The 23813-nt window shown below is 52.2% G+C and carries 19 protein-coding genes; 9 read left to right on the top strand and 10 right to left on the bottom strand.

The window, feature by feature from the left end:
- From EYB48_RS06865 to EYB48_RS06855, 3 genes are all read right to left on the bottom strand, one after another.
- Nucleotides 1–774, bottom strand: a complete 774-nt coding sequence (locus EYB48_RS06865) for a coiled-coil domain-containing protein (RefSeq protein WP_162019574.1) — start codon at nt 772–774, stop codon at nt 1–3.
- A 90-nt stretch (nt 775–864) separates the two neighbouring features.
- On the bottom strand, nt 865–1677 hold the full coding sequence (locus EYB48_RS06860) for a hypothetical protein (protein ID WP_235934951.1): 813 nt from the start codon (nt 1675–1677) through the stop codon (nt 865–867).
- 3 nt (nt 1678–1680) lie between these two features.
- Nucleotides 1681–2604, bottom strand: coding sequence for a hypothetical protein (locus EYB48_RS06855; protein ID WP_162019452.1), 924 nt, complete (start codon nt 2602–2604; stop codon nt 1681–1683).
- Nucleotides 2605–2721: 117 nt separating this feature from the next.
- On the opposite strand from EYB48_RS06855, the gene EYB48_RS06850 reads away from it, so the two are divergent.
- Genes EYB48_RS06850 through EYB48_RS06840 form a run of 3 tightly spaced genes read left to right on the top strand, consistent with a single transcriptional unit; the run spans nt 2722 to nt 4431 of the window.
- A complete protein-coding gene (locus EYB48_RS06850) occupies nt 2722–3222 on the top strand; it encodes a phage regulatory CII family protein (RefSeq protein ID WP_162019573.1) in 501 nt (166 codons plus the stop codon).
- 37 nt (nt 3223–3259) lie between these two features.
- Entirely contained in the window at nt 3260–3841 is a 582-nt protein-coding gene (locus EYB48_RS06845) for a chromate transporter (protein WP_162019572.1), read from the top strand.
- Nucleotides 3838–4431 carry a chromate transporter gene (locus EYB48_RS06840; protein ID WP_162019571.1) on the top strand — a complete coding sequence of 198 codons (594 nt, stop codon included), beginning with the start codon at nt 3838–3840 and terminating at the stop codon, nt 4429–4431. The genes EYB48_RS06845 and EYB48_RS06840 overlap by 4 nt, the downstream gene beginning before the upstream one ends.
- 47 nt (nt 4432–4478) lie before the next feature.
- Here EYB48_RS06840 and EYB48_RS06835 read toward each other — a convergent pair whose 3' ends face one another.
- Nucleotides 4479–5879 (bottom strand): DUF1501 domain-containing protein, encoded by a 1401-nt coding sequence (locus EYB48_RS06835; RefSeq protein WP_235934950.1) that lies wholly within the window; start codon nt 5877–5879, stop codon nt 4479–4481.
- Between the two features lie 117 nt (nt 5880–5996).
- Nucleotides 5997–7754 (bottom strand): DUF1800 domain-containing protein, encoded by a 1758-nt coding sequence (locus tag EYB48_RS06830; RefSeq protein WP_162019570.1) that lies wholly within the window; start codon nt 7752–7754, stop codon nt 5997–5999.
- A 279-nt stretch (nt 7755–8033) separates the two neighbouring features.
- Between EYB48_RS06830 and EYB48_RS06825 the strand changes: the two genes are divergently transcribed.
- A complete protein-coding gene (locus tag EYB48_RS06825; protein WP_162019569.1) occupies nt 8034–8885 on the top strand; it encodes a hypothetical protein in 852 nt (283 codons plus the stop codon).
- Here EYB48_RS06825 and EYB48_RS06820 read toward each other — a convergent pair.
- A complete protein-coding gene (locus EYB48_RS06820) occupies nt 8815–9171 on the bottom strand; it encodes a hypothetical protein (protein ID WP_162019568.1) in 357 nt (118 codons plus the stop codon). The two genes, EYB48_RS06825 and EYB48_RS06820, sit on opposite strands and share 71 nt — an antisense overlap.
- 280 nt (nt 9172–9451) lie before the next feature.
- Between EYB48_RS06820 and EYB48_RS06815 the strand changes: the two genes are divergently transcribed.
- The gene (locus tag EYB48_RS06815; protein WP_162019567.1) at nt 9452–10906 is read left to right on the top strand and encodes an aminotransferase-like domain-containing protein; all 1455 of its coding nucleotides are present in this window, start codon (nt 9452–9454) and stop codon (nt 10904–10906) included.
- 194 nt (nt 10907–11100) lie between these two features.
- Here the strand turns inward: EYB48_RS06815 and EYB48_RS06810 are convergent, their stop codons facing one another.
- Nucleotides 11101–13803, bottom strand: coding sequence for a TonB-dependent receptor plug domain-containing protein (locus EYB48_RS06810; RefSeq protein ID WP_162019566.1), 2703 nt, complete (start codon nt 13801–13803; stop codon nt 11101–11103).
- 395 nt (nt 13804–14198) lie between these two features.
- Between EYB48_RS06810 and EYB48_RS06805 the strand changes: the two genes are divergently transcribed.
- A complete protein-coding gene (locus EYB48_RS06805) occupies nt 14199–15521 on the top strand; it encodes a dicarboxylate/amino acid:cation symporter (protein ID WP_162019565.1) in 1323 nt (440 codons plus the stop codon).
- Between the two features lie 352 nt (nt 15522–15873).
- On the opposite strand, the gene EYB48_RS06800 is transcribed toward EYB48_RS06805, so the two are convergent.
- The gene (locus EYB48_RS06800; RefSeq protein WP_162019564.1) at nt 15874–16494 is read right to left on the bottom strand and encodes a hypothetical protein; all 621 of its coding nucleotides are present in this window, start codon (nt 16492–16494) and stop codon (nt 15874–15876) included.
- Nucleotides 16495–16619: 125 nt separating this feature from the next.
- On the bottom strand, nt 16620–17864 hold the full coding sequence (locus EYB48_RS06795) for a TCR/Tet family MFS transporter (RefSeq protein WP_162019563.1): 1245 nt from the start codon (nt 17862–17864) through the stop codon (nt 16620–16622).
- A gap of 238 nt (nt 17865–18102) precedes the next feature.
- Between EYB48_RS06795 and paeA the strand changes: the two genes are divergently transcribed.
- From paeA to EYB48_RS06780, 3 genes are all read left to right on the top strand, one after another.
- Entirely contained in the window at nt 18103–19416 is a 1314-nt protein-coding gene (gene paeA, locus EYB48_RS06790; protein WP_162019562.1) for a polyamine export protein PaeA, read from the top strand.
- Between the two features lie 58 nt (nt 19417–19474).
- Nucleotides 19475–20749, top strand: coding sequence for an Hsp70 family protein (locus tag EYB48_RS06785; protein ID WP_162019561.1), 1275 nt, complete (start codon nt 19475–19477; stop codon nt 20747–20749).
- A 164-nt stretch (nt 20750–20913) separates the two neighbouring features.
- A complete protein-coding gene (locus EYB48_RS06780; RefSeq protein WP_162019560.1) occupies nt 20914–23145 on the top strand; it encodes a GGDEF/EAL domain-containing response regulator in 2232 nt (743 codons plus the stop codon).
- Nucleotides 23146–23234: 89 nt separating this feature from the next.
- Here EYB48_RS06780 and EYB48_RS06775 read toward each other — a convergent pair whose 3' ends face one another.
- Nucleotides 23235–23783: a Spy/CpxP family protein refolding chaperone gene (locus EYB48_RS06775; protein ID WP_162019559.1), complete on the bottom strand. Its 549-nt coding sequence runs from the start codon at nt 23781–23783 to the stop codon at nt 23235–23237.
- Between the last annotated feature and the right edge of the window lie 30 nt (nt 23784–23813).

Here is a 23813-nt window from a genome sequence, read left to right as displayed (position 1 = left end):
TCAGGCTGCATCCGCTGGCTTGGCACCGGATAAGCGCTGCAGGCGCTGTAAGGCGGTTTCACCCGCCGTATCTGCCTGCGCCACCGACTTGCGGATTGCATTGATTTCAGCGGCCTGATCCAGCGGTTTTTGTGCGATGTCAGCCACAATGCGCAGACCAGCTGCCTCATTGCTGACTGACTGTGCACGGCGGGTCAGGGCATTGAGTGCGGTGGAGTGCGTTTGCATACTGCTCAGGCTGGACAATTGCTCCTGTCTTTCCATACGCAATTGCTGTAAATCTTTCTGCGCCTTGGCTGCAGCCAGTTCCTGCAGCGCTTTTTTGGCAGCCGCATCGAAGTCAGCCAGTTGCTTAGACAATGCATCAACGATTTTTTGTAACTCGTCCATGTATTCACGGGCATCGGCTTCTTCCTGGATCTCGACAGGCAGACGCGCCTTATTCGCTTCCAGCTCGTCACAGAACAGGCTCACGGTAGCTTCCGAAATTTTGCCGGCGGCCAGACGTTCCGCCAGCGTCAGTGCGGCTTTTTCATCATTCGCAATCAACTCACGCAGACGCACCACATCGCTATGCTCTTTATCAAAAGCGGAACGTGCCGAAGCGAGCTTCTGCGCAGTTTCACGCAGGGTGACGGCCAGACGGTCGCGATCCGCTTCGGTCGCGGTTTCAGGATCAAAATTCGCGATGGCTTCGGAAACCCGGTCGCCCAGTGCACCAAAATGTTTGGAAATCAGACGTGCGGTTAAACCCCAGCCATTTAAATTGCTCATGTTACTTCCTTTCAGAGAGTGAGGACTGTACGCACACTGCCATTATTGCGTCAGTCCTGAGGGTAAAAATTAACCTGTGTATGCAGGGTGCTACTGAATCGACAAACGCTCGGGTTCTATCGTAAGCGCTATCGTGAAATCAACGTAAATTCCTCTTTGCTGACGGTCGCCATTCACAGAACGTATCATCTCTGTGGAGATCAGCAATTGCTCATGCACTTGCTGATCGGCTGGCAATACACGGCCATAGGGCATGAAGACAATATCCTGCTGCAAACCATGCTGACCCTGCGCATCGTCGATACGGGTTTCTTTACCGCGGTAAGGCGCGACGAAATCCAAACCGGCGTCACCCGCTTCGCGTTCATAGCTGATGCTTTCCTGATCGGCGAATACGGTATCGAGATCGGCTGCACTCCAGCCCATATCCTGCAATTGCGTACGCCACAGGGTATAGCTGCGGTCACCCAGGCCATAGCCAAGTTCGCCGGTATAGGCTTGCTGGTCTTCCGTGCTTTCCGGTATCAGGCGGGTCAGACGGCTGCAATAACGCAGCTCGGTGATTTCCTGTTCATTGGCGCAATACAGTTCAATAAATTTTTCTACCCCTTCTTCGCTGGCAGACAGGTAGTAGCGATAAACATTGCCCTGCATCGCAAACTGTACGCGGCTGATCGCGACGATACGGTCTTCATCGGCATCCGGCAGACTGATCAGGGAACCCATGGACTGGGCCCGGATCAGCGGCGTCTGTTGCAGATGGACGATGCTGCCTATGCGCGCTGCCAGCGGCAGACCGGCATCCTGACGATTCTGCTCTTCATGTTGCTGACCGGCTGAATCGCCTTTACCGGAAGACTGGAACATCTTGCCCAGATACTGATAGGCGTCTCTCCATGCCATGACTTAACCCTTTCCTAAGCTGTAGTGTGCAGATTTTTCCTGCTTGTTTTCATTCATTTTGAGCCAGATACGACGTCCGGCCCACGCGCAGATGCCTAACAACAGCAGGATCACCAATACGCCGCCAGCACCCATGCCCGCATCATCCCTTGGTTGCGGCGTGACAGCCGCAGGACGGGTAGATGGCTGCTCTGCTGGCACAGTGGCCGCTGCGGGCACGCTGATGCTGTTATCAGTCTGCGTTGCAGGCGATGCCGTGTCTGCATCCGGCAGCGGTTCAAAAACCTGTTGATTGCTACGGTTAGCTGCAGGCTGAGGATTCCCATTGGCGTGACCATGACTCATTACGCTGCCCAGTACCATGCCTGCGACCGCACCAGTCAACACGCCGGAATTGTTTCTCTGCATAACGGGGGACTGTTGGGAGTAGACCGGTTGCTGTGCTTGCTGAGGCTGCGCCGGTTGATTCTGTGGTGAACCATACGCATAGCCAGGCTGACGCGCGCTGTTACCAAAGGCATTGTTATTCGCACCTGCATTACCATATGCTGGGGCAGCTGAGTTGTTCTGATTATTGTTGTAGCGATAGTCGGGTGCGTTGCTGGCCTGACGGGACGGTGCTTCACGTGCATCCATGTTTTTCAATGCATTGCTGCGCGCCTGGCTGGTATCCATATCGCGCTGCATGGCTGAGCGGGAATTGCTGGCAGGGGCGTTGGCTGTCTCTTTCTTTTGGCTGAAACTGCCAAAAGAAGAATTGGTCTGACGCGCTGGCGCTTTATTCACGTTTTGTTTTTGTGACGAAAAACCACCACGCATGCCAGAAGAAGAGCCGCCTGATCGTCCACTGGAGGATGCCGCTATGCTGGTCAGCGGCAGCAGCGCTGCCAGCATGACGACCAAAATCTTTTGTTGGAATGAATTCATGGTCTTTCGTATATGGAGAAGTTACTAACGAATCTGTACAATCCCGTATCACTGTCTGCAACGCATGATAGTGAGCACGATCAACAAGTTCATCGGTAATAAAATAAAGGATTCACCATGACCCGCAAATATTCGGACATGAACCAGCATGACGCGCTGTATAAAGTGGCACGCGCTTATCCTGGTGGCTTAGAGGCCCTCGCTGCGCGCATGGGAATGTCGGTTAATGTGCTGCGCAATAAGCTCGCCCCGGGGATAGAATCACATTACCCCTCATTCGAAGAGCTGTCGGTCATCATAGAACACTGCCATATCGCTGGTGTCAAAGAGTCACATCTTCCCTTACATGCTTTATTGGGCCGCCATGGTCTGGCTGCCTTCGTTGTGCCTGAGCCCAGCGAAGTCAGCGATGATGACTTGTCGCAGACCGTATGCCGTGTGATGAGCCGGGTTGGCGATGTGGCGGAAGCCGTCTCCACCGCCTTACTCGATGGCGTGATCACCGATTCCGAAGCAGACCTGATCGAACGCGAATTTCAGGAAGCGCTGACGGTGCTGGGCGAATGGCGGGCACGTATCCGTGCCCATCGCGGCATTCGCAAGCAGACTGAAACCTAAGCGCTGCTAACATAGCGCTTCACTTACAGGTTCTCCCATGTCTGACGAAGCCCAAACCTCTGCAACCCCGCGTCCTGCCTCGCTGGCAGACCTGTTCTTTTCTTTTACCTGGCTCGCGCTGCAAGGTTTTGGCGGCGTGCTGGCCATGGTGCAAAGGGAGATCGTCGAACGTAAGCGCTGGCTGACGCCGGAAGAATTTATTGAGGACTGGGCGGTCGCGCAGATTATGCCGGGGCCAAATGTGATGAACCTGTCGATGATGATAGGCAGCCGTTATTTCGGCTTACGTGGCGCACTGGCTGCACTGGCCGGTATGCTGACTGTGCCGCTGATCATCGTCTTATGCCTTGCCATCGTCTATTCCCATTTTTCGCAAAACCCGCAGGTAGTCGGTGCATTGCACGGCATGAGTGCGGTGACGGCCGGTCTGATTATCGCAACCGGTCTGAAACTGAGTTCCGCGCTACACCAACATCCGCTTGGAAAACACAAAGCCATCAGCATGGCGGCACTGTGCTTTGTGAGCGTAGCCTGGATACGCATTCCTCTGTTTTATGTGCTACTGGTACTGGGTGGCACCTGCTGGTTCTGGGTCTACCACATCATGAGGAAGCCATGAGCACCGCCGCGCCCCTGCTCACGCTGCAACTGGACTGGCATGACTGGTTCAGTCTGCTAGGCCACTATCTGATGTTATCCCTGCTGTCGATAGGCGGCGCCGTGTCGACTTTACCCGATATGCACCGCTATCTGGTGGATCAGCAAGGCTGGCTCAGTGATGCCCAGTTTAATGCCTCAGTCGCAATTGCCCAGGCCGCACCGGGGCCGAATGTACTGTTTGTAGCACTGATGGGCTGGCATGTGGGTCTGAATACCGGCAGCATGTGGGCAGGACTGCTTGGCGTGCTGGTTACCATGAGCGGCATCCTGCTGCCAAGCGCTACACTGACTTATGTGGCGGCTCGCTGGGGCCACGCCAACAGGGAAATGCCAGCCGTGCGCAGTTTCAAACTCGGCATGGCACCGGTGGTAATCGGTTTACTGATAGCGACAGGCTGGATTATGGGCAGTGCCCACCATGATCTGCAGCATGACTGGCCGCTGTGGCTGATCACAGCGTTCTCCGCGATCATCGTCTGGCGCACCCGGCTGCCTTTACTCTGGCTGCTGGCAGCCGGTGCGCTGTGTGGCTGGGCAGGCTGGGTGTGAAACCAGCCTGCTGCTTCAGTACTGCAATGGACTGGCGTCCATTGGGTTTACACGAAGCCCAGATTGCGACTGCTGGCGTTGTAGTTCACCAGATTCGGCAACAACATCAGCAAATCACTGTCAGACACACCTAGCCATTTACCCAGCGTGGCGGCATACTGATCGACCGAAGTCGTGGGCAGTAAGCGGCCTTGTCCCACATCGTCCGGACCATTAGACGCAATCACCGGCGCTGTGCCGTAAAAACGCTGACCATTTACCGCGCCGCCCATCACGAAATGCATACTGCCCCAGCCGTGATCGGAACCATCATTATTGCCGCTTAAAGTACGGCCAAAATCCGAGGCGGTAAAAGTCGTGACCTGGTTCTCTACACCCAACTCGACGGTGGCGTTGTAAAACGCGGCCATCGCATCGGCCACCTGCGCCATGAGTGCCGGATGTTTATCGACCAGACCATCATGCGTATCAAAACCACCGATAGAGACGAAAAACACCTGGCGCTTAGCACCCAGCGTGGATGCGGTCGAAATCATTTTACTGACCAGCTTCAGCTGATCACCCAGACTATTCTGTGTCGGGAATACCGTTTTCAGTACCGGTGCCGACGCCAGCGCGCCACTCAGGGTCACGTTGGCCTCAATCGCACGATTCGTCACGCGGTTGTATTCATTTTCCAGTAAATGGGTGCGGTTTTGTGTAATCAGATTGCGTAAAGCTGTCGAGCATGCAGCTGAACCAAATAGTGGTGACTGCAAGGCAGACAGTGGGACTGAGCCTTTGCTCGACACCTGATACTGCACAGCCGTATTACCTGATAAATACACTGCGTTACCAGACACATTCACACAGGTAAATGTGGAATTTGAGTTTCCTGATTGAAACAGGTCTCCCATGCGTCCACCCCAGCCGGAACGTGCGCCTTCGGCGGACGAAGATTGCCACACCGATTGTTGGTCATTATGCGAAAACAGTTTCGGCGGTAATAAGACGCTTTTACTTGTGTATTGCAGCTTGGTAGTTGGCTGTATCAAGGTACCTACGTTCAACACCACGCCCAGTTTTCCGGCATTGAAGACCGGCAGCAAAGGAGCCAGTCCCGGTGCCAGTGCATACTGATGGCTGAAGCCTGCACTGTCTTTAGGATCAGCTACCGGTTTTAAGGCCGTCGGGGTCAGCGCATCACGCGCAAATGCGAGCGCAGGACGCAAAGCCTGATAGGCGTTGTAACCGCTGGTGTCGTAAGGGACTACAGTGTTTGCATAGTCATTGCCGCCGTAAAGAAATACACAGACTATGGCTTTGTAATCGCTTGCGGTAGCGGCAGAGGCTTCGGACATCGCAGCCAGATTCAATGCCCAAGGCGTGGCCACACCAGCCACAGAAAGGGCGGAGGCACGCTGCATAAAAGCGCGGCGCGAAGCATTCATCGTTGTCGGTTTCGTCATGATTTTTCCTAATCAGGATAGACACAAAATTGGTTCCGGCAAGGCGTGGCGACATAGTCAGTACACATGCAAGGCAAGGAACCATCAGGCCGCCGGAGCGTTTTTGCGTCAGTCCGTTTATTTGATAACAATAAATTCCGGCGCTGCCAGCACCAGGGTTAATGCAGCATAAATCCGGTTATTTTTCTGGACATCGGTTTCACTGGACATACCACCGATAGCCGATACGATAGTACTGACAGTAGCATCACTAAGCTGACCGGCAGCCAGCAGCAGATTGAGCTCCTTAATCAGGCCCGCCGGATCACCCACCAGCTTGAGCAAGCTGCTGTAATCCGGTACCAGATCAGTATTGATTTGGGATACCGTGCGCTGCATAAAATTCACATACCCAATCACCGAGGATTCATTGACGATCTGTAATTCCGGTGCTACCAGCGAGGCATTGCCAACCGGACTATTGGGTGGCACATAACCAGGTCGGAAAAAATTGAATACAGAACCGGAACGCATAGGACTTTGTCCCAGACTAATGCCAGGATCGCTGGTATTACCGATATTCCACGCGTCACTGACACTGTTTAAATTAAATGCTCTGGCCCAGGCCAGGAAGCGGAAGATAGGCTCGCGGACTTTGCCGAATTGCGCATTACTCAGGCTGTTCGCATTACGTGCTTCATCATCCAGCAAGATCGCTTTCACCACGGCTGCAAGATTGCCCTTCACATTTTTGCTATCGTTATTGAATACAGTCGCCACCCGCGCGACATAAGCCGGTGAAGGATTGCTGGTCACCAGGCGCTGAATTAACTGTTTGCTGATAAAAGGAGCGACATTCGGATGTGCAAAAATAGTATCCAGTGCGGCTTTCATGCTTTGAACCCCATCGGTACCAGCCGCGATGGTACTGCCCAGAAATTTCTTCTCGCCGGTCTCATGCCGCGCTGCGATTTGTATCATGGGACGTTTGACAAAGTCTGGCGTTTCGGCACCGCTGGTTGTCCTATCATACTCCCAGCCGGTAAATACTCTGGCTAATCCGGCGATGTCATCGAGCGTATAAGTTTCTTGCTGTGCACCGCTGCTATTGAGTTTAGGCGTGCCATCCAGATTCAGCTGCACCAGTCCTATGGAGAACAGCTGCATGATTTCACGAGCGTAATTTTCATCTGGCAGTGCGCCGGTCTTGGCATTGAATTTGGTATTACCACGGAAAGTCAGATAGACACCCATAGGAAGACTGGTAGATACCGCTTCCAACAGCGTGCGGAAATTGCCGAAACAGTTCGCTTCCAGCATATCCAGATAGGTGCAAGCAGCAAACTGTCGCCAATCAGTGTTCAGCCCACCAATACCAACCACCAAAATTTCTGACAAGGCCTGAGCGACACGCTGACGCAAGGTGTCAGGTGAAGAAATTAACTTGCGCCAAACGGCTTGATCCATACCAGCTTCACTGGAACGGTATGTCAACGCATCGAAGCCCTTAGTTTTCAGCCAGTCCCAGCGGCTGGTGCTTGGCGCCAGCGCCATCTGCTCATCGATCCAGGCCGCATACCCTATTGCCTGCACCCTGGCGATCTGGGTGCGTGTGATACCCACTGCTGCCTGGACCAGGAAGCGGGCTGCTTCAGTTTCAGTCAAGGGTTTCGGTGGTGCTACTGGCGGGGTGCCACCATTGCCGCTGCCATCACCGGGCCCGCTTGAGTTGGGGCTGCTGCCACCGCCGCCGCATGCACTCAGCGCCAGGCTGGCCGCTGCGCTTACAGCAATTACTGGCAAACCCGAAGCAGAGTCTGTTTCAGCCGCCTCAACAGCAGGCTGTTCAACACGCGTTTCGGTCACTCTGGTCAATTCAAGCAATTCATCTGACATGGCAATACCCTTTTGCAGTAAGTTGGATATAGCTTAGTAGATAGGGGGGTGTTTTACTATTGCCCAAAGGTGCAAGTCTGTGCTGATCTGACATACTCTGTTTCACATTCAGGCAGCTCTCATAGCAGCGCGACGGCAATTAGCGTCATGTTTTGTTACACTTTCCTCAGGCGATCCCAGCGGACTCGTCTGCCAAGCCCAGCATATTTGTTACAGAAACAAGGAAAGTTTGTTGTATGCTTGCGAGCTCTATGATTCGTGCATGAAATCCAGCTATCCATGAAGTTCAGTATAGAAGCACCTGAAAATAACATTGCAGAACCCGGCGAAGTGCATCTGCATATCCGCTTTCGTCCGGCCAGCATGACGGGTCTGCTGTTAGTGGTGCTGATGCACGCGGTGTTACTGTATTTTCTGCTGCACATGCAGTTGGAAAAGAAGAAAAAGCAGGGTGATAACGCTGCGTCCAATACGCCGATGGTACTGATCATGGATAAAGTGGTGCAGGCCAAACAGGCTGCGCCTAAGAAATCTGAGCCCAAAGCCAAGCCGCCGGTCACCATCCCTAAGACCAGACAGACACCGAATCTGCCCAGCCCTGTGCCACCGGCAGATGCACCAGCCCCGATTGTGCAAACCCCGCCACCTGTGGCGCAGGCGGCACCTGCTGAAGACATGATGGCCATGCTCAATGCAGTACGTGCCAAACGTCAGGCGCAGCAAGACAATACACCGCAAGAAAGTTCTTCATCCAGCAATGGGCGCGGTATGTCGCCACAGGAAGTGGCCGAAGCCAATGTGCGACGCAGTATGCAGCAGGCGGCCGGGCGCGATGGGACCAATGGCGTATTCCAGATACTGAGTAAGAGCACGCGGGTCGGCACTTTCTCTTTCCGTGGCTGGCGTCCGAATTCCAGCAGCAGCTGGAAGCAGGTCATCGAAGTCGATGCGGGGCTAGGTGGCAACGTCGAGCTGGCCATGGTCAGGCGCATGATAGAGCTGATACGCAGCCATTATCAGGGCGACTTCAGCTGGGAATCACGCCGCCTGGGCAGAGTTATCACCCTGTCGGCCCGTCCTCAGGATAGCGCCGAGCTGGAAAACTTCCTGATGAAAGAGTTTTTCGGATAAGGCGCAGCAATCCGCTATCGGCCAGCCTTTCCCTGACAAATTGCAGCAAAGAGTGCTCTGGTGGCGGCTCACAAGTTCCCGTCAATGCCGCTTGCGCCGCAATCAGCATCCAGCCAGACTGAGCCAACACCTGAGGCTGCCCCTGCTCCAGCATCAGGGTCTGCGGCAAGCCACTGATTTCCGCGCTCAGATTGCGCATTAGTGCACGGCCGCTGTACAGCCTGACGCAACTGCCTTTTTCCAGATAGCCATACCAGCACTGTGTGTTCTGCAATTCGATCTGCATATTTTGCTCTCCCTGTCCGGATCAGTCAGGGATTTCGGCGCTAATCCCCATTCCTGTCAGCACAGCTTAAGCCTGAGCGACACACCATAACAGGCACAGAAAAGCAGAAACTGTATCGCAGCAATTCGTGATTTTTCCTTCTGTTATTGTCAGAATCAGCGCAAACTGTATCTTTGCCTGCAGCTTGCTTAGCCTGATGATGCCAGGGTCAGTGCCGCTGTCGCGCAGACACGGCAATTTGCGACGTTCACCATTTATTTGCGCTTTTAAAGAATTCAGCATGTCCACACCCATCCTTTACCGCCAGCTGGCCGACCATTATCTGAGCGCGATCCAGGCCGGCACCCTGGCTTGTGGTGAACGCATGCCCTCAGTGCGTAAGCTGATGCAGTTGCATCACATCAGCCTGTCAACAGCATTGCAAATGTGCCGTTATCTGGAAGCGCAAGGCTGGCTGGAAGCGCGGCCACGCTCAGGCTATTTCGTACGTCAGCCGCGCCGCATGAATCTGGCGCCGGCGGCTGAGCCCAGGCCGGTCAAGCGCATCGATCCGGCTCAGTTTGTCGGCATCCATGAACGGGTCTCGGCCATCATTGCGCAAGGTCAGCGTCAGGTGAAGGTGAATCTGGCACGCGCCACCGGTGCACCGGAACTGTATCCGCATCAGCAATTACGTCAACTGACCAGCAGCATCCTGCGCCAGCATCCGTATTTGCTGACCAAGGCAATTTCACCGGGCGGCAACCGCGAACTGCGCGCCGCGCTGGCCAAACGTGCGCTGGACGTGGGCATCAGCACCCGCGCAGATGAAGTGGTAATCACCCATGGCTGCATAGAAGCACTGAACCTGGCGCTGCGTGCCGTCGCGCATGCCGGTGATGTGATTGCGGTTGAATCGCCGACCTTTTACGGCTTGCTGCAGGTGCTGGAAAGTCTGGGCATGAAAGCGTTGGAAATCCCGACCAGTCCGCATACCGGGATTTCCATCGAGGCGCTGGAACTGGCGATGCAGACCTATGACAATATCAAAGCGGTGGTGGTGGTGCCGCATTTGCAAAACCCCTTGGGCAGCATCATGCCGGACACACATAAGCAAAGGCTGGTCAGCTTATGCGAAGCGCAGCAAATCCCGCTGATCGAAGACGACTCCTACAGCGCCTTATGTAATGCCGACAATATCCCGACTGCCTGCAAACACTGGGATAAAAGCGGCAATGTGATCTACTGCGCTTCGCTGCATAAAATCATGGCCCCTGGCCTGCGCATAGGCTGGATGCTGGCTGGACGCTGGCAAGCCAGGGTCGACATGTTCAAATACGCACAAACCCGCTATAACGAAGAGTTATCACAGAAAGTCGCGGCAGCGTTTTTGCAATCAAGCCATTACGACCGCCACTTGCGCAAATTGCGTGTGACACTCAGACAGCAGCGTGAAAAAATGGCGGAGGCCATCGCGCGCTATTTTCCGGAAGGCACGCGCTTCAGCATGCCCGATGGCGGCGTCTCGATCTGGGTAGAAATGCCGGCTTATTGCTCGTCGCAGGCAGTATTTGACGCCGCGCTGGAACAAGGCATTCTGATTTCACCCGGACTGCTGTACTCCAATTCGAACCGCTTTGATCATTTCCTGAGGATTAACTGTGGAGCACCCTATACGGCTGAAATAGAACAAGCGATCAAGGTACTGAGCAACATCGTTCAACATCTTTTAAGAACCCGTAAAGCTGTAGCATAACAAGCACCATTTCTCTCGAAGTAAACCGAGGACTGGCGCACAATTTTCCCGGTAAAGCATGATGACTTAAATAGTTTAAGTTCTACAACATATTGCCATTACGTCTGTGTCAGGACTTCGTATTCCCTCAAAAAAAAACTCCCGCTGTCAGCGGGAGTTTTTTTCACAAAGACATCACAAATCAATATGTCAGTTTACTTAAAAGCGTAGCGCATATTCGCATAGAAATAACGTCCGACCAGATCATTTTTACCTTGAACAGCAGAGTCATTGCTTGCGGCATTTGAATAAACAGGTGCCTTATCCAAAGCGTTATTGATACCAAAATTCAAGCTCAGTACTTTACTGAGTTTAGCGCTCAGGTTGATATCAAATACGCTATATGAAGGAATACGGGCATTCGTCAATGTTGGGTCCTGGCTATGTGTAGGATCATCAATGTTTAATGTGCCAGCATAAGTTCGCGCAGTAATTCCCGCTTCGTATTGATTAAACTCGTAAGCAACACGGAACGAATTTCGCCACTTAGGATGCAAAGTACCATCCAAGCGGGAAGTAGGCTCTTGTCCCGGTGCGATACTTTGTTTGTAGGTCAACAAATAGCTATTTGTTTCACGCAATCTCAATTTACCGGCATTGCCAAAGTCAAATGAATAACTGACATCTACGTCGACACCTTGAATCTCGGTTTGACCAACATTCATATACGGCAGCTTCACACTGTTAATTCGGCCCTTATTCAGACCAGGATTTTTCGCTTCCAATGCTGGGTTGCGTGGATCACGCCCAACTAAAGCTGCAAAGCCAGGAATCTTATCTTCATTATCGAGCAAATACTGCGCATCGAGAGACTGTATCGTATCGCGCTGCTTAATGCCGAACCAGTCTACCGAAGCTGTCAGATTTTTAATAGGTTGCAAAACCAGGCCAAAGGAGTAGTTATTTGCTTTTTCTGCTTTCAGCTTGGAATTACCAGATAAATATGCTTTCGGCGAATATGAACAATTTGCACCAACATAACCAAGCGGGCCACAACGTGCCCAATCAGCCACTGTCGTGTACGCTGTTGTGGTCGAATTCACTTCAGGTAAGGTTGGCGCCTTAAAAGATGTCGTTGCCGAGCCACGCAATAATATCTGCTCTGTAGGACGCCACGCGAAAGCAAGCTTCGGATTCACAGAATTACCGAAATCGCTGTAATGATCTCCACGCAACGCTAATTGCATTTCTATATCTTTGCGCAATGGAATATTAAACTCACCAAAAGCAGAGAATACAGTCCGGCTTGCTTTACTTGCCGTTGCGCCGTAATTGGCAATATTTCCGGCTGCCATAACGGAATCAGGTACATCGTCTATCGATTCACGGCTAAGTTGCGTACCCCAGGCAAATCCTACAGGGCCGGCAGATAAGGAATACAGATCGGAATTCGACATTTTCCATTCTGCAGTCGCAAGGCGCGATGTCGCTCTGCGTGTGGTTGTCGTCAGCATAGGACTAACAACATTACTTGGATTCCAGTAAACAAAAGGATCATAGCCAACCTTGCCGAGCAAGCCTGCTTGTAACGATGCGTTAGAAACGTCTTTTAATACCTGATTTGTCGTGAAATCATCAATATGGTTTTGATTCAGGCTAATCGCAGCTTCTGACTCCCATTGGCCAACTGTGCCGCGCCAGCCACCTACCACGCGAACAGTATCACTGGTCAGCGTTTCCATTGAGCGACCGGCCTCATAGATGTTACGGAAAATCTGTAAGCGATCCCCAGGCGTAAAGCCAACTAAAGATCCGTCAGCACTAGGTCCAGGCAAATTATTTAAACCCGGATTTGTTGAACCATCGGTATTACCGATAAAGCTGGAGGAAAAACTAGGGAAACCCTGTTGTATCATTGTTTTGCTGGTCGTCAAACCTGCTTCAACAAACAATTCATCCGTGTTATTGAGCTTCTTAGTAAAAATCGCCGATGCCCCTAAGCGCTCTACGCGTGGAGAAATTTGATTTGCTGGATTAGTCAGACAAACCGTGTCACCGGTACCACTGCTAACACCTATAGTTCCACGGCAGCCAGGAATGGCGTATCCAGGTTCCCCATTATCAAAATCCCGCACACTGCCAAGATACAAGTTTGTCGTACGACCATCCGTACCACCGAAGCGGCGACGGTCGGGGTTTGCATAATAATCGTGCTTGTTACTCCACAATGGATTGCGCAGATATGCATCAACCGTAAATAAGAAATTTTGACCGTCTTTGTCTAAATCACCGAAACCGGCAGTGACACTTGCATTGTAGGTCCCGCCATCACCTTTTTGATTGCTGCCAAGATTGACAGTTGCCTCAGCACCTTGATAATTTTTACGCGTTTTAAAATTAATCACTCCAGCGACAGCATCAGAGCCGTAAATCGCTGAAGCACCATCACGCAAAATTTCTACTGAATCGATTGCTGCCAACGGTAAACTGTTCAAATCAACAAACGAATTTTCTGCACTATCAGCAAAACCATAACTTGCCAGACGACGGCCGTTTAACAAGACCAATGTATATTTGGCGTCAAGACCACGCAATTGTGCTGATGCTGCACCACCGGCAAAAGAAGAGCTGGAAGTTCCATCCAGTGAAACTGACATCGAAGGCAATTTGCTTAACAGCTCAATCACTGTGCTGGCACCGGTCTTTTCAATGGCGTCGCGCTTGATCACTTCCACTGGCGTCGGCCCTTCCACAGCGATACGGGAAATATTAGATCCTGTAATCACAACACGTTGCGCCTTGCTATCTGCATTTTGTGCCGCCTCTTGCGCATTAGCTACTGTAAAAGTCGCTCCGGTGAACAAGACCATCGCTAAGCGCACTGAACGTGCACATGACTTTTCTTGAAAATTTTTCATCCTTACATTCCTTGTATTATTTATTTAATTATTTATTTAATTATTTAATTATTTAATTATTTAATTATTTAATTTACAACCATTAACTAACTACATTTACACGAAGTAACACGATTAGAAAAAATACATTTACGCTCCGTATTAACGATACGAAAAGAACCTATTTTTCCGACACTGATCCGTGTTGAAATAATTATATAGAAAATATTTTTTTAATGCGCTCTTCCTGCATTCCCACTAGATTCGAAATGGCCAGTCCTTATTTCAGGTGTGTGGAAAGCCACAATTGCCGCAATAGTGAAATTTCTGAATACTAGACTCGCATCAACAACAACAAAATCATAGTTTGGGTCTATTCAAACCAAGACACCATTTCCGTGATAGGGAGACTAGTCATGCAATCGCAACCCATTTATAAATCCCTGTATTTTCAGGTGATCTCAGCCATCATCATCGGTGTGCTGGTTGGTCACTATTATCCTGAAACCGGCGCTTCTTTAAAGCCGCTAGGTGATGCCTTCATCAAGCTGATCAAGATGATGATCGCGCCGATTATTTTCTGTACCGTGGTGGTGGGTATCGCCGGTATGGAAGACATGAAAAAAGTCGGTAAGACTGGCGGTATGGCTTTGCTGTACTTTGAAGTCGTCAGTACCTTAGCCCTGATTGTGGGTCTGGTGGTCGTCAATTTCTGGCAACCCGGCGCAGGCATGCATATCGATCCGCACAGCCTCAACACCAAAGAAATCGCGGCTTACACGGCACCTGGCAAGATGCAGACCACAGTGGAATTCCTGATGGCGCTGATCCCGACGACTTTTGTCGATGCATTTGCTAAGGGTGAAATCCTGCAGGTACTGTTAATTTCCGTGTTCTTTGGTTTCGCGCTGCACCGTTTTGGTGGCCGTGGCACCCTGATTTTTGATTGCATAGAAAAGTTCTCGCATGTGCTGTTCGTGATCATCGGCTACATCATGAAAGTCGCTCCTATCGGTGCTTTCGGCGCGATGGCATTCACGATTGGTAAGTTCGGCATCGCCTCGTTGCTGTCGCTGGCGAGTCTGATGGCGAGCTTCTATGTGACCTGCCTGCTGTTTATTTTTGTAGTACTCGGCACCATCGCCGCCGTGCATGGCTTCAGCATCTGGAAATTCATCAAGTACATCAAAGAAGAATTGCTGATCGTACTCGGCACTTCCTCTTCTGAATCAGCCCTGCCAGGCATCATCGCCAAACTGGAAAAACTGGGCGTGAAAAAATCTGTCGTTGGTCTGGTGATCCCTACCGGTTACTCGTTTAACCTGGATGGCACCTCGATTTATCTGACCATGGCAGCGGTATTTATTGCACAGGCGACGGACACACCGATGTCACTGATGCAGCAGCTGACCTTGCTGGCGGTATTGTTGCTGACTTCTAAAGGCGCAGCAGGTATTACCGGCAGTGGCTTTATCGTACTGGCAGCGACTTTGTCGGCAGTTGGCGGCATACCGGTGGCTGGCCTGGCGCTGATACTGGGTATCGATCGCTTCATGTCTGAAGCACGCGCACTGACTAACCTGATCGGCAACGGTGTGGCGACTATCGTGGTCGGCAAGTGGGGCAATGACGTGAATATGCAAACCTTAAATGCGGAACTGGACGCACCATCTCCGGTCGCCGATACCGACTACGAAGCGATGCACGACCGTCATCCTCAGCAGATGAACGTGCGTTGAAATCTAGGGCCTGTTAACCTTTAAATTGCGAGATGCGTTCAAGCCAAAACGTGGGCTGGCAAGGCGCGTGTCGCAGTCAGGGCTGGTGCCCCTGACAAGACACGCAACGCAGTCCAGCACGGGTTTTGGCTTGAACCCGGAGGGAAAGGGGTAAAACAGCCGCATGGCGTTGTTGCATCCCGCTGACAGTGATCACACTGCTGCGCGGGCTGCGCCTAGCCCTGCAACTGTTTTACCCCTTTCGCACACGTAATTTAAAGGTTAACAGGCCCTCGCTGTACCAACAAAAAAGCGGATCGGTTGATCCGCTTTTTTTTTCGTTTTGGTGGCTAAACGCTGCCACGCTCACACCTTATAAGCTGCAATAACTGCTGCGTGCCTGATACGGCCGGGTGGTCCGCCCGGTATCGGCATAACCGTCAAACTGCCACAAACTATCCCTGCCAAGCAGAACGATGCGATCCGTGTGTATCTGTTGCGCATCTTTGTCGAAAAAATCGAGCGAGACATGAAGTGCATTCGGGCTCACAAACTGCCAGTCATAAGCACGACTGAACCCGCTGCGCTGCATCTTCGTGTCACCACCCGGAAACGGTCCGGCGCGAAATGGGGTTGCCGCGCCTTTGGCAGTGAACAAAGTTCTGTATGCCGAAGCCGCGTAATAACCGGAAACCGGTTCCGGCCTGATCGCGTAACTATCCAACAAAAACAGGGGTGCGAGTGTGCTTGCTACCCGGATCGCCTCATCCTGGGTCTGTATGCCGCTGGGGTCGATCAGCCATTTTCGTTTAGCGCCATGCACCTGATTGATAAAACTCCAGTTGATCGCTTGCTGGGAAAACGTAGCGGAACAATCCGACTGGTAATGCAAGCGGGAATACGGACTGGAACACGCAGTCAGCAAACCGGGCAATAAGAAACAGAGCAGCAAACCCCGCTGGCACAGATGGATGAAATCAGACTTGATGGGCATCTTATTCACAAAGACAAAAACAGGCTGCCCATTCTGGCTAGCCTGCTTATTTTTGTCAAAAATTTATCTGAATTTCATCCTTCTCTTCGCTCACTCAGCACAAACACTCAGCAGCGAAACCGCCTTTACGCATTCGCTACGACACGCTTGCGACGCAGATAGCGGGTTGCCAGCAACAAGGCCAGCAGCTGTACCGCTGCTGCCATGAAAAACGGTGCGCCCAGTGTCCAGCTGTGCTTAGGCGCATGGCTGACATAGCCCAGCAGGTTATTGCCTGCCAGCGTAGCAGTGACACTCATCACGCTGGCCAGGGAACTTAAAGAGCCCATCGCCATGCCTTGAGAACTGGCATCCACCGCCCTGGAAAAAATCGCCTGCAAAGCCGGACCGGCAGCAAACGCGAGCAAATTACACAGTATCAGCACATACATCATCCAGCCTTCGGTCGCCAGCCCGTATAGGGTCAACGCGACACAAGAAGACATCAAGCCGTACTGCACCGCTTTTTCATCGCCGACCCGCTTGGTATACGCACCCAGTAACACGCCTTGCATGAGTACAGCGGAAACGCCGACCATAAACAGCGATAGTCCATTTTGCAGCGGCGTCCAGCCAAAGCGCAGCTGAGTCGATAATACCCAGGTGGTTTGCAGCGTGAACTGGGCAAAATTGAACAACGCATAGACCCAGATCAGGCCACCGACATCACGCAGATGTGCGAGACCCAGCAAACCGGAAAAAGGATTGGCGGACTTGAATGTGAACGGCTTGCGCTGGGTCTGCGGCAGCGATTCCGGCAAAGCCAGGTAACCGTACAACACATTGCCCATCGATACTGCTGCGGCCAGGAAGAAAGGATAGTGCACGTCAATTTCGCCCAGCACCCCGCCGATGACCGGTCCACAGATAAAGCCGAGTCCGAACATGGCGCCGATTTTCCCTAGCGCCTTACTGCGATTTTCCGGCGTGGAGACATCGGCGATATAGGCACTGGCCACCGACAGATTGCCCGCAGTGACACCGCCCAGCGCGCGGATCAGCAGCAACCAGCTCACATTGGCGGCCAGTGGCATCAGTAAAAAATTCAGGCCCAGTCCGAATACGCAGGTCAGCAATACCGGACGCCGGCCGTAGCGGTCACTCAGGGCGCCGATCAGCGGCGCAAAGAAAAACTGCATCAAACCATACGCCGCCACGATCAGTCCATACCAGTAAGCCTGCTGATCCGCTGGTAAATGAAATGTGGCCACCAGAGCTGGCAACACCGGGATGATCAAACCTATCCCCAGAATATCCAGAAATACAGTCAGCAATACAAAACGGACATTCGGTGCCAGGGCAGCGCTATCCTGTGCAGTAGGTGAAGTCATGCAGAACACTTTCAGAAAATACCCGTGCCAGGCGGGCGGGAAAAAGGAACAATAAGGCAATATAAGGTAAGAAAAAGCAAATTTAGCGCAAATTGGGGGTGCTCAGGCAGCTCAGGCCAGTAGCCAGCATGCTGGCGACGACGCTGTTGCGTCGGTCATAATGACAACACGATAGTATATGATGCAATAGCTGATGCAACAGCTGATGCTATAGCAGCATAGTTTACAAGGAGTCAGAATGGCATTATTCGATCATTTTCTGGTGATTGCCCTGTTGGTGGTGATCAGCGCGTTTTTTTCCATGTCCGAGATTTCGCTGGCCGCCGCCCGCAAAGGGAAATTGCAGGTGCTGGAAGCGGAAGGTGAGCAACGCGCCAGCAAGGTCTTACAGTTACAACAGGAGCCCGGCCATTTCTTTACCGTGGTTCAGATCGGTTTGAATGGTGTCGCGATACTCGGTGGTATTCTGGGTGAACAGGCGCTGACCCCTTATCTGGAAACGATATTTCAATCGGTATTTGGTCATGACAGCTGGGTCAATACAGCCAGCTTCCTGACTTCCTTCTTGTTCGTGACCTCAGTATTTATTCTGTTTGCCGACCTGATCCCAAAAAAACTCGCAATGATCGCGCCTGAGCGTGTCGCAGTCATGATCGTGACACCGATGATGCTGTCAGTCCGCTTATTCAAGCCACTGGTCTGGGTCTTCAATGGCTTGTCCAATCTGATTTTTAATATCCTGAATTTGCCGACCGAGCGTGATGAACAAATCACGCCGGATGAAATCTATGCCATGGTGGATGCGGGTGCGGAAGCCGGGGTGCTGCAGGCGCGTGAGCACCACATGATAGGCAATGTATTCGAACTGGAAAGCCGCACAGTACCTTCGGCCATGTCGCAACGCGACAGTATTGTGTTTTTTACGCTACAGGACAGCGATGTCGTGATACGCCAGAAAATCGCGGAACATCCGCATACTAAATTTTTGGTGTGTGACGGTCATATCGATAATGTGGTCGGTTATGTAGAATCCAAAGACATACTGAAACGCGTGCTGACCAATCAGCCCTTCACTAAGGTACAGGAGTTATCGCTGCGCACCGCGCTGGCGGTACCCGATTCGCTGACCTTGTCTGAGATGCTGGAGCAATTCAAAGGCACGCGCGAAGATTTCGCAGTGATCCTCAATGAATATGCGCTGGTGGTGGGGGTGATCACGCTCAATGATGTGCTGAGTACCCTGATGGGCAATCTGGTTCATCCTTTCCTGGAAGATCAGATCGTCCAGCGCGACAGTCACTCCTGGCTCATCGATGGCGCCACCACCATAGAGGATGTGTGCCGTGCGCTGGATATCGACAGCTTGCCGGAACAGGGCAGCTATGAGACTATTGCGGGCTTCATGATGACGATGCTGAAAAAAATTCCGAAACGGACTGATTTCGTGATGGTAGGCGCGTACAAATTTGAAGTGGTTGATATCGACCATTACCGGATTGATCAATTGCTGGTGGTGCGTACCAATGCGCCGCCAGTCACCCCCGAATCTTAATTTTCCACGCCGCCAGGCTTTTCCCTGACGGCGTTTTCGTTTTTTCAGGATGTTTTTCATGTCGCAAGCTTGTGGTGTAGATTTTGGTACCTCGAATTCAACGGTAGGCTGGCTGCAAGCCGGTCAGGCCGCAATGCTGACGCTGGAAGAAGATAAAGTCACCTTGCCTTCGGTGGTGTTTTTCGATGCCGAAGAAGATCAGATTCAATATGGTCGCGCTGCGCTGGCCAGCTATCTGGCAGGTACCGAAGGCCGGCTGATGCGCTCAATGAAAAGCCTGCTCGGCACCTCCCTGATGGATGGTCAGACTGAAGTACAGGGGAAGTCGGTGGCCTTCCGCAATCTGCTGGGCCAGTTCATCGCTGAATTAAAACAGCGTGCTGAGCGCAGCGCTGGCCAAAGCTTCAGCCAGGTGGTACTGGGTCGTCCGGTCCACTTTATCGACGATAATCCGGCGGCTGACCAGCTGGCACAGGATACGCTGGAGCAGATCGCGCGCGCAGCGGGCTTTAAAGACATCCACTTCCAGTTTGAGCCGATTGCGGCTGCGTTTGATTATGAATCGCGCATAGACCGCGAACAGCTGGTCTTGATTGCCGATATAGGCGGCGGTACCTCAGACTTTTCCCTGGTCCGGCTGTCGCCGCAACGCGCGCATCTGAGCGACCGGCGCGATGACATTCTGGCCAATGCCGGTGTCCATCTGGGCGGTACCGATTTCGATAAATACCTGAGCCTGGCGCATCTGATGCCACTGCTGGGTCTGGGCGGACGACTGGGTAATGCCAGTGATATCCCTTCCGGTTATTACTTCAATCTGGCGACCTGGCACACCATCAATCTGGTTTATACCCAGAAAATCTGGCGCGAATTGCAGGACGTCTACCGCGATATCCGCGAACCGGCCACCAAAGCAGCGTTCGAACGTCTGCTCAATCTGGTCGACTACCGCGATGGTCACTGGCTGGCGATACAGGCGGAAAGCGCCAAGATCATGTTGTCTGACCAGGACCAGATCCGGCTGGAACTGGACCGTTTGCGCAGCAAGCAGTCGGATCAGTCTTGTGTATTGGAGCTGGACCAGGCCAGCTTCCAGCAATCGGTACACAGTCTGGGCAGCCAGATTGCCGCGACTGTCGGGCAGGTCATCACGATGGCGGGCATACGTCCGGATCAGGTCGATACCGTGTTTTTCACCGGTGGTTCCAGCGGTGTGCGCGGATTACGCCAGCAAATCAGCGCCGTCGTGCCGCATGCACGCAGCGTAGAAGGCGATTTGTTCGGCAGCATCGGTGCCGGATTAGCTCTGGATGCAGCCCGAAGATTTGCTTAAACGCCACATTTCCTGAGAGCAGCTAGGTTATACTTACTCCAATAACACCACGTATCAGCGGACTTATCCTGGCAGACAGGTGGTGACAGCAGGTGCAGTAAAGCAAAAAATATTGTTTTGCCATGCCCGCGGCGCCTACTGTGGGCTTCCTGAATGGAGTCGACATGTCTGATCTGGATGATGATGCGCTGTTCATAGAAGAAGATAGTGGCGACCTGGTGCCGCCATCTCAAACCGGGCGCAGCTGGAAAATCGCCATTGTGGACGACGATGATGATGTCCACAAAACGACCTGCTTTGCCTTACAACATGCGCTGATACTGAACCGGCCTCTGGAATTCATCCACACTTACTCCAAAGACGAGACCCGCCAGGTTTTTTCTACCCAGTCCGATATCGCTGTCATCCTGCTCGATGTGGTGATGGAAACCGAACATGCGGGTCTGGAGCTGGTCAGTTATATCCGCGATGAACTCAAATGGCACGATACCCGCATCATCCTGCGTACCGGACAGCCAGGTTATGCGCCGGAAGAAGATGCGATCCGCGACTTTGATATCAATGACTACAAAACCAAAAGCGAGCTGACCCGCAAAAAATTGCTGACCTCGCTGACGGCTGCAATACGCTCCTATGAACAGATACGGACCATAGACACCAGCCGCAAGGGTTTGCATCAGATCATAGAATCGAGCGCCTCCTTCACCTTTGATCATGGCATACAAGCCTTTGCCGCCGGTGTCATTACCCAGATTGCGGCGCTCTGTGGTGTACCGCCGGAAGGTGTGCTATGCGCGCAGGGCGATGCCTGCGACGATAATCCCAGTCAGCAATTCAATGTGATCGCCTCCGCCGGTCAGTACAGCAAGCTGATGAATTGTGCGATTGAAGATATCCGCAACCCTGAAATACGCGATGCACTCAAATATGTGCTGACCCACAGAGAGCCCTTATTCAGCGAAAGAAATATGACGCTGTATTTCGCCGGACGCGGCAACCGTCCGTTGGCAGCCTATATCGATTTGCCGTTTGCACTCAGCGAAATCAACCGTAATCTGCTGGAAGTATTTTGCTCGAATCTGGGCGTCTGTCTGGATAATCTGACGCTGGTGAATCAGCTTAAAAATCACGCCTACCGGGATCAGTTACTGAGCTTGCCTAACCGGCTGCGCTTTATCGGTCAAATCGACAGCAGCCGCAGCAACCAGACGACACATCAGATGGTGGCCTTGGTCGACATTGATGATTTCGCTGAAATTAATGACGTACTCGGCCATCATTATGGCGACCTCTTATTACAGGCTGTAGCGGACCGGCTGGGTAAAGCACTCGGTGATGAAGTCTTTATTGCGCGGATTTCAGGCGATGTGTTTGGTCTGCTCGGCAATGAAGATCAGCTGCCGCCTGAACAACTGAAGCAATTGTTTAGCACTCCCTACCTGATCAATGACACGGCGCATTCTGTGTCCTGTTCTATCGGCATGGTCGCGCTGGATGGGTATGAGGGTGATGGTGCCGAGGCACTGAAGGATGCAAGCATCGCCTTAAAACGCAGCAAGACTATGCAACGTGGCAGCTTTACTGTGTTCACCCGCAAAATGGGTATAGAGATACGGGAACGTGCCACGCTCATGCAGAACCTGCACCGTGCATTTGACTCAGAACGGCTGTTCCTGATGTATCAGCCACAAATCGAGCTGGAAAGCGGCCGCTTCATCGGTATGGAAGCGCTGATACGCTGGCGCACCGATGAGGGCGAGATGATACCGCCGGTCGACTTTATTCCGCTGGCCGAATATTCCGGTCTGATCGTCAGTCTCGGCGCCTGGGTATTACGCACTGCCTGCTTTTACATGGTCAGACTGCAAAAAGCCGGCATCGCACCGGCACGCATAGCGGTCAATGTCTCGGTGGTACAGTTCCGTCAGGCAGATTTCATACAAAATGTCAGAAAGGCATTAGACGACAGCGGCCTGAATCCACATCATCTGGAACTGGAAATCACGGAATCTGTGACCGTCGACGGTACGGCTATCTTTGAAGAGCATTTACATGCGCTCAAAGAAATGGGCATACAGATTGCGATTGATGATTTCGGTACCGGATTTTCCTCGCTCAGTTATCTGGATAAACTACCGGTAGACAGACTCAAAATTGACCGCGCTTTTGTGAACCAGATTGATACACCGGGCGGCCCCAGGATAGCGGAGCTGATTACCCAGCTTGGTCGTAAACTCGGTCTGGCTGTGATTGCCGAAGGTATAGAGACCCAGCAACACTGGGATAAACTCAAGGCGATGGGTTGTCACGAGGGACAAGGCTTTTTCATAGGCCGCCCCATGCTGGAAGACGATCTGATCGCCTGGGTGGCACAACAGCAGGTAAGGTCGGCCTAGGCCAGACCAGCCTGACACCGCTACTGCACGGCTTATACAGCGCAAAATAAAAAAAAAACGGGCTGAACAGCCCGTTTTTTTTTATTTTTTTATGGACGTGGCATAGGTGGCGGTCCATCTTTACGCTGCATCTCTTTTGCCATGCGGTCATGCATATCTTTTTTGATGCGGTGGTGATTTTCATCAAACAGTTTTTGCTGTTCCGGTGTCAGGCCAGCATAAAAATTTTTCAACGCCGCCAGACGGATTTGCAAACTGGCCTGATGCTCTTTCATGCGTTCCAGTGAACGCTCCATGCGTTCCGGCGTGCTGAGTTTCTCCATTTCTTTCGGGTCTTGTGGCAGCGGCATGGATTTCGGTTCCATGGCCTGTACAAAAGTTTTCCAGGCTGGTTCCTGCGCCGGTGTGAGCTTCAGCAAATCACGCAATTCAGCCTGACGCTTCGCCATTCTTTCCTTCATTTTTTCCTGCCATTTCGCCATATCCATCGCATGATGGCCAGGAGCGCCTTCCTGACTATGTGCGCCTGGTGGTGGCGGTGGAGGCTGGAGTGGTGCAGACTGCGCGCTGGCTGTTGCTGACAATGCGATGCCGGAGGTGAGCAAAACGCTGGTAATAACTGTATGTATGCTTTTCATGATCTCTCTCTTAGCAGACACCGAAAAACA

This window comes from Cognatundibacterium crateris (assembly GCF_010078235.1).
In the GTDB taxonomy this organism is placed as follows: Bacteria; Pseudomonadota; Gammaproteobacteria; order Burkholderiales; family Burkholderiaceae_D; genus Undibacterium; species Undibacterium crateris.
Note: the sequence above shows the minus strand (reverse complement) of the source record. Positions and strands in the feature narration are given on the sequence as shown.